The sequence below is a fragment of the Flavitalea sp. genome (assembly GCF_035489435.1).
GTDB lineage: Bacteria > Bacteroidota > Bacteroidia > Chitinophagales > Chitinophagaceae > DATHKG01.
The window spans coordinates 25,662-32,867 of the sequence record NZ_DATHKG010000089.1 but is presented as its reverse complement, the minus strand read 5'-3'; the positions used below and the strand labels follow the sequence as shown (position 1 = coordinate 32,867).

At 41.6% G+C, this 7,206-nt stretch carries 6 protein-coding genes; 1 reads left to right on the top strand and 5 read right to left on the bottom strand.

What is annotated here, in order from left to right; genetic code table 11:
• A partial coding sequence (locus VK664_RS13530; RefSeq protein ID WP_461399205.1) for an FG-GAP repeat domain-containing protein occupies window positions 1-1,404 on the top strand: 1,404 nt, incomplete at its 5' end.
• A 139-nt stretch (window positions 1,405-1,543) separates the two neighbouring features.
• On the opposite strand, the gene VK664_RS13525 is transcribed toward VK664_RS13530, so the two are convergent.
• The 5 genes from VK664_RS13525 to VK664_RS13505 all read right to left on the bottom strand — a co-directional run bounded on the left by VK664_RS13525 (window position 1,544) and on the right by VK664_RS13505 (window position 7,112).
• Window positions 1,544-2,074 carry a hypothetical protein gene (locus VK664_RS13525; protein ID WP_461399204.1) on the bottom strand — a complete coding sequence of 177 codons (531 nt, stop codon included), beginning with the start codon at window positions 2,072-2,074 and terminating at the stop codon, window positions 1,544-1,546.
• Window positions 2,075-2,338: 264 nt separating this feature from the next.
• Window positions 2,339-2,593 carry a hypothetical protein gene (locus VK664_RS13520; protein WP_461399203.1) on the bottom strand — a complete coding sequence of 85 codons (255 nt, stop codon included), beginning with the start codon at window positions 2,591-2,593 and terminating at the stop codon, window positions 2,339-2,341.
• A gap of 121 nt (window positions 2,594-2,714) precedes the next feature.
• Window positions 2,715-3,488: an alpha/beta hydrolase gene (locus VK664_RS13515; protein WP_461399202.1), complete on the bottom strand. Its 774-nt coding sequence runs from the start codon at window positions 3,486-3,488 to the stop codon at window positions 2,715-2,717.
• Between the two features lie 516 nt (window positions 3,489-4,004).
• Entirely contained in the window at window positions 4,005-5,318 is a 1,314-nt protein-coding gene (locus VK664_RS13510; protein WP_461399201.1) for a sulfatase-like hydrolase/transferase, read from the bottom strand.
• Window positions 5,319-5,459: 141 nt separating this feature from the next.
• Window positions 5,460-7,112 (bottom strand): arylsulfatase, encoded by a 1,653-nt coding sequence (locus tag VK664_RS13505; protein WP_461399200.1) that lies wholly within the window; start codon window positions 7,110-7,112, stop codon window positions 5,460-5,462.
• Between the last annotated feature and the right edge of the window lie 94 nt (window positions 7,113-7,206).

The window sequence follows — 7,206 nt, the reverse complement described above, 5'->3', positions numbered from 1 at the left end:
AATGATGGGAAGGGCAGCTTCAGGTCCGATCCAATGGCTTTGCCCCGAAACCTGACCAGCAAATCATGCGTGCGCGCGATTGATTTTGATAAGGATGGCGATCTTGATTTATTTGTTGCGGGCCGTGTGGAGCCGTGGAACTACCCAAAGCCTGTATCTAGCTTTATTTACCGGAATGATACGAAAACAGGCCAGGCGGGCCAGGTAAAGTTTACCGATCTAACAGCGCAGGTCGCTCCGGGATTATCAGGTATAGGCCTTGTTTGTGATGCATTGTTCACCGACTATGATAATGATGGCTGGGCTGACCTGGTCTTAGCCGGGGAATGGATGCCCGTTACCTTTTTAAAAAATGACAAAGGTGCTTTTAAAAATATCAATCCGCGACTTAAAGGCAAAACCGACACGGTCGATAACACGATCAATAACACGACCGGCAGTCCGGAAAATAATGGTGTTGCCCAAACATTATCTTCCCAGGTAGGATGGTGGAACTCTATCACAGGAGGTGACTTCGACAATGATGGCGATATTGACTATGTGTTAGGAAATCTCGGCAATAACAGCTATTTCAAGGCAGATGCCGGGCATTCTGTTTCAATCTATTCGAAAGACTTCGATAATAATGGAAGCTATGATGCATTTCTTTCTTTATATCTGCCAACAAGCCAGGACACACTGACGAAAAAAGAATATCCTGCTTCTTTGAGAGATGATGTGATTGGTCAGATGACCGGGATGAGATCAAAGTTCCGCAACTATAAATCCTATGCACACACAAGCATGGACCAGTTTTTTAGTGCAGAACAACTGACTGGGGTCTTGAAATTAAAAGCAAATAATTTCAACTCTGTCTTTTATCGCAATGATGGTGGGAACAAATTTACCCTCATCCCCTTGCCCGGTGTTGCGCAGTTATCTGCTTTGAATGGAATGATAGCCGATGACTTTGATGGCGATGGAAATCTTGACCTGATGATTAATACAAATGATTTTGGTACTGATGTTTCTGTTGGTCGTTATGACGCATTGAATGGACTTGTGTTGAAAGGAGATGGCAAAGGAAACTTTGAGCCTCAATCTATGTTACAAAGCGGGGTTTATATTCCAGGCAATGGCAAAGCGCTGGTAAAACTGAGAAACAAAAATGGAAAATATCTTGTAGCTGCTGCGCAAAATCGTGGTCCATTGAAATTGTATGAATTGAAGCAGTCATCTAAAACAATTGCTATTTTACCAAATGATGTGGTCGCAGAATTAATCTATAAAAACGGAAAGAAACAGCGACATGAATTTTATTATGGCTCATCTTTCCTTTCGCAGTCAACGCGCTTCATGCCAGTAGCAGCAGATGTAGTATCGATTGAAGTGATTAGTAGTAATGGGCAGAAACGAAGATTTTGAGATCAGCGGCTAAAGCGTTGAACAGGCCCCTTTAAGAGAATTATGAGTTATGAATTATGAGTTATGAGTGGAGTGGTGAGTGTTATGAGTGCTGAGTTTGTTTCATAATTCATAACTCATAATTCATAATTCTCTTAACCTAATGCTTAAACATCGGCAGAGGGTTCAACGGATGCCGTACCAGGTTTTTGAATATTTTACGAAGAAGGAACAGATGAAAACCGCTGTTGGGAAATTGTTTGCGATAGGCACCAGCTGTATTACGGTCGGCTCCAAAAGCCAACACCCCAAGTGAAACATCAATCCAATCTGCTTTTCGAAAGTTATTTACTGTATCCTGAAAGTCTCCTTTGTAAGAAGTAGTTTTGTGATGCCAATAAATCATCAGTTCAATCTCTTCAGCCATCTCCTGTAAATTTTCCTGGACGAGGTATTTTCGGGCAACTACGATCGAAGGAGCGAGATAATCAATTGTGTTATTTGTCCAGATGCCAATGTCGTGGAATACACCTGCAATGGCATATTTCATGAAATGTGCCGGGTTCTTGTCGAGTAACATGCAATTTCCAACCACCCGGCAAACATGGTTCCGGTACTTTTCATAATCACGGTCTAGCACAGCCTTATACGGAAGCATTAACTGATCAACTGTATCTTCAATATTATTCAAAAATCAGAAATATTATTAAGAGAATTATGAATTATGAGTTATGAATTATGAAAGAAGAGACATTCAACTCACCATTCAAAACTCACCACTGAACTCATCACTCATCACTCATAACTAAAATACTTAATAGACTTGCCGGCTTTGCTCACTGTTTTTTTATCAGCATCTTCGATCAGGATTCAGATCAATGTTTGTGCTCAACGACATTGCTACAGCATTGGTCGTTTCAGCATCGTTAGCTCACAATTTTTCTCTTCATATTGCTCAACACTCCGAATAATCCGAAGCAAACCTGCCATTAACTGCGTACAATTTATCTATCCGTATATCAAGGTCCTCATTCAGTCGCATCCATTGAAATCCGTCCTTCTCATACATCGCTGTGATCAGACCATTTGCTCTTGTTACCCCACTGTCTTCATACAACACTCCGGCCTGTTGCTTGTTATTGTAAAGATCAAGCACCTGCTCGTAGAAACTTCCGTTTACGGGATTGGTATCTCTGATATCTTTTTCCATATATAGATATTTTATGCAACACAAATTTAAGAAAAAAATGAATTATGAGTTATGAATTATGAAAGGAATAACACTCTTCATTCATAACTCCTTTCATAATTCATAACTCATAATTCTCTTGTCAGTGTTTGCGAAGCCAGTCAAGAATGAAACCAGCGTCTTCTTTCCAGGTGGGAAGACCCAGTACAAAATGATTACGATCCTTCACCACATATTCGGTTACTGAATTCTTGCTTTTATAACTATTATAAACCCTTTTGCAGAGATGCGCTGGTATGCATTGATCCTGGCTTCCGGCAAGCATCAATAAAGGACCATGTTCTTTCTTGAAATCAACATGTGCTGCACTGGTGAGACCGCCTCTTACCGCTCTTTTTGATTCAGGAATGGCCAGCTCGTTATAAGTTTCTTTTTGTCTTTCGAGCGACATTCCATTTGTAAATGCATACTGCCAGCTTGGAAATGAACGCAGATATGTTTTGTTGATGTCTGTAAAGTAACCAAGTGCCTGTGTATTTGATTTCAGGAACGCAAATTCATAAGGCAATATACCCTGGGGAGGCGCAGCATGCATAGCAACCGCGGCCTCAGCCAGTCCTTTGTTTAGCAAAACCTGAGCCATTTGCCCGCCAAACGAGTGCCCAATCAGTATCGGCTTCTCTGGTAAATTTTGAATGAGACTTGTAAAATGGCTGATTAAAGCGGGGAGCGTCACCGCTGCCAGCGCCTTATCAGGATGCCGTTTCCGAAGTGTTGCTGCATCGCTGTCTTTTCCAAGCCAGGGCGGTGCTGTAACTTTATAACCTTCATTGGAAAAGAAACCTTTCCAGTTGTCCCAACAGGCATGACTAACAAATGCACCCGTTAGAAAAACGATTGTTTTTGATTGTATCATTGGTTGCTATTTTTGAAATGTTTGTGATGTATTAACCAGGTGATACTAATAATCAGATCCAACACTAGCTCTATCTTAATAGACAATCTTTGACATATGTATTTATGGCTGATAGTTTTCTAAAAACGGATTAATGAGTTCGGGAAAGATCAGTTAAATCCCGACTAAGCCTCAATTCACAATGTCGTTGGCTCAATATTCGGATTAGCTGACCGGATTACTTCAATCGATTCGAAGATATTTTTTTGCTATGGCTCGCAAGACTAAGTAGAAGGTTTTATATTTTCCACCGGCGATATGCCCCTATTCAAGCAGGCCGATCTGACAACGGATTCATAATAAATATAAATGAAAATTAGCTATCTATCAATTTAAAATATCCACGTGCTACCCAGCTGAAAAAGGAGATCCTTTGCACAATAACAGTCATGCACAACTGCTAAAAACAAAAAAGGCCTTTATACCGACAACAGCTATGGATACCTGAAATCAGGTTACTTTCTATCCACTTCAATTTCATTTAACAGACTCACCTGAGGGATACAAATCAAGCAACTTATTCAGACGGGTTGTGATTTCCGGATACTTCGCAGTAAGGTTCACACGCTCTGCCGGATCCCAGGACAGGTTAAAAAGCTCGGTGCCTTGTTTTGTGCGACGCAGTTTCCACTCCTTGTCCTTCACTACTTCGTGGGTGCCATTTAACTGGTAATAAATCGGCTTATGATTTCGTGGTGCATTTTTCTGTGTTAATAATTTCGATACCGATTCGCCATCCAGATGGCGTCCGGCCGGAAGTTTAGCGCCGGTCCATTCAGCAAGAGTAGGCAAGATATCCAGGTTAGAAAACGGTGCAGTAATCACTTCATTGGCCAGGGTCTTATTTTTCCAGTACGCTATAAACGGCACACGAACCCCGCCTTCATAGGTTTCTGCTTTTGACCCGCGAAAGATACCAGCGAACCCTGTATGATATTTTGTGGAAAAACTATCCGACTCCATTCTTGGCGGCATGTTGTTCCAGGGGCCGTTATCACTGGAGAAAATAAAGATGGTATTGTCGGCCAGGCCCTGCTTTTCTACCGCAGCCCAGATTGCAGCCAAACCAGCATCAAGGTCCTCTATAACATCTCCATACTCACCACCTTCAGAATGTTTGCTCCTGTTTTTGGTAACCGCTGACCCAACCGGCAAATGCGGCAGGTTGTGCGCGAGATATAAAAAGAAAGGTTGAGACTTTTTTTGTTGATTGATAATCTTCACTGCCTCATCCGTATACAGGCGTGTGAGTACTGAATCTGCTGGTTTTAAAATAGCAATTGTTTTGTTTCTGAATATTTTCAATGTTGAATCAGTGGCCACATAGGGCCTGCGATAATCATGACTGTAAAGCAGGCCATAATAAGAATCGAAACCTTGTGAAACCGGCAGACTGCTGTCCATATCACCAAGATGCCATTTACCAATCATATAGGTTTTATAACCGGAGGGCTTCAACATTTCGGCGATAGTAACTTCTGCAACAGGCATACCGTTTTTTGCACCGGGACCAATTGCATTAGGCAGATTCATCCTTGTTGGATATCGGCCGGTGAGCAATGACGCGCGCGATGGTGTGCAGACCGGTGTCGTTACTACATAGTTCGTCGCCTTCAAACCCTTCATCGCCATTTTGTCGAGAAAAGGTGTTTTGATGAGCGGGTTTCCAAAACAGGTAAGATCGGCATAACCCATGTCATCGGTAAGAACAAGGATGATGTTGGGTTTCGACTGGCAGAATGTTGGCTTTGTGCTAATGATTAACAATAAAATCAGGAAAATATTTCTCATATGCTGTAGTGATATAGATAGTGAGTAAACTCAACTTGTTCGACGATCAAAATTTACTTTCTAACAATCAATCTTCACCTTCTAACGATCAAACTTTCGACATTAAAATGCTATAGTTTTACTTAACCTCAGAAAACTAACCTAGTTCAGCTTCAATTCCTGCGCAGTTTTGAATTTTGGATTGATGAATTCCCATTCACGAATATGCGAGTTCTGATGTTCTTTTTGTAAAATGGTGTCAAATTTTTTTATCAGCTCCGGGTGAGACGAACTGAGATCTTTCGTTTCATTTCTGTCGTTTTTGATATCATAGATTTCCCAGGGAGCGTTCGGGTTTTTCTTGAGATTGGATTTTACTCCTTTCATATCACCTATCCTGATTGCGACCTGCCCGGTGCGTTCCGGGAACTCAAAATACAGAAACTCACGTTGCCGCTGGCGATCATTTTGTCCAAGCAAGGTCGGAAGAAATGAAATCCCATCAGTTTCCGGGGTCTTTGAGCCCGTAAGCTCACACATGGTAGCCATAAAATCGTATTGCACGGTTACAAAGTCGCTTGTTTTGTTTGTTGCAATCTTACCCGGCCATCTTGCGATAAACGGTATTCGAATTCCACCTTCATACAGCTCTTGTTTTCTGCCTCTCAAACCGCCTACACTGTTAAAGAATTCTGTCTCCACGCCACCAACGTCAAAGGTCGCCCCGTTATCACTCGAAAACATGATGATCGTATTGTCATCCAAACCAAGTTTTTTGATGGTATCGAGAATCTTACCAATCTGCTTATCCATATAGGTGATCATGGCAGCATAGGTTGCACGGGGATATAACGTTGATGCATATCCCTTTTGTCCACGATATGGCGTGTCGTCAAATTTGTCTGCATATTCTTTTACTGCTTCATCAGGTGCCTGTAAAGAAACATGAGGCCCGGTATAAGGCAGGTATAAAAAAAATGGCTTTTGCTTGTTTTCGCTAATAAACTTCATCGTTTTTTCAACCATCTTATCCAATGAATATTCTTTGCCTTTAAACTTATCAAAAGCCGCAGGATCATTTTCATTTATATCCAGCTTTGTATGAACCGCGATGAACGGATTATTCAGTTTGTCTTGTTTACCATTTTCCCAGAGATGCGTGGGATAAAAATTATGGGCTTGTTTCTGATCGAGATAGCCATAGAAATAATCAAAGCCGTGTTTGTTCGGATTGCCGGAATTGTTTTGCATACCCAGTCCCCATTTACCAATGGCCCCCGTTACATAACCGGCATTTTTGAACATTTGTGCAACAGTAAAAGTACCTGCAGGCAAGGGCATCTGCCCACCTTCTTCTTCATCCCTGAATCCACCGAGTTCATAATTGCCCCTTATATAAGATTTGCCTCCATGTCTCCCTGTCATTAACATACAACGTGCCGGTGCACACACAGGCGTGCTTGTATAGCTTTGTGTAAAACGCATGCCTTCCCTCGCCATCCGATCAAGATTCGGAGTCTTGATTTTCGTCTGCCCATAACAACCTAGCTCGCCATAACCCAAATCATCCGCATAAATAAAAATCACATTTGGCTTTTGTGCATTAGCACTTGCAACAGATTTCACCTTAGCCGTTGACTTTGTCTGAGCCGTTGATTCCGCCGTTGACTTTGTCTGAGCCGTTGATTCCGCCCGAGCTGTTGATTTTGTCTGAGCCATTAATTTCGGTTGAGCAAAGCCACGCACACAGTTCAATCCACAAACTATCATTACAATAAGAACCAGCGGTTTTTTCATATCAGGTCGTCTATTCATTTCATTTTTAATTATACATTTCTCCAACCAGCACTAGAAGTATCCATTATTTTTTAACAGAAACCATTTTAAAAAAACAATTATCATGCAAAGG

Excerpts from the sequence above, each read along its gene's own strand:
- VK664_RS13520 (WP_461399203.1), bottom strand. The coding sequence starts at position 2,593 with ATGGAAAAAGATATCAGAGATACCAATCCCGTAAACGGAAGTTTCTAC.
- VK664_RS13515 (WP_461399202.1), bottom strand. The coding sequence starts at position 3,488 with ATGATACAATCAAAAACAATCGTTTTTCTAACGGGTGCATTTGTTAGT.
- VK664_RS13510 (WP_461399201.1), bottom strand. The coding sequence starts at position 5,318 with ATGAGAAATATTTTCCTGATTTTATTGTTAATCATTAGCACAAAGCCA.
- VK664_RS13505 (WP_461399200.1), bottom strand. The coding sequence starts at position 7,112 with ATGAATAGACGACCTGATATGAAAAAACCGCTGGTTCTTATTGTAATG.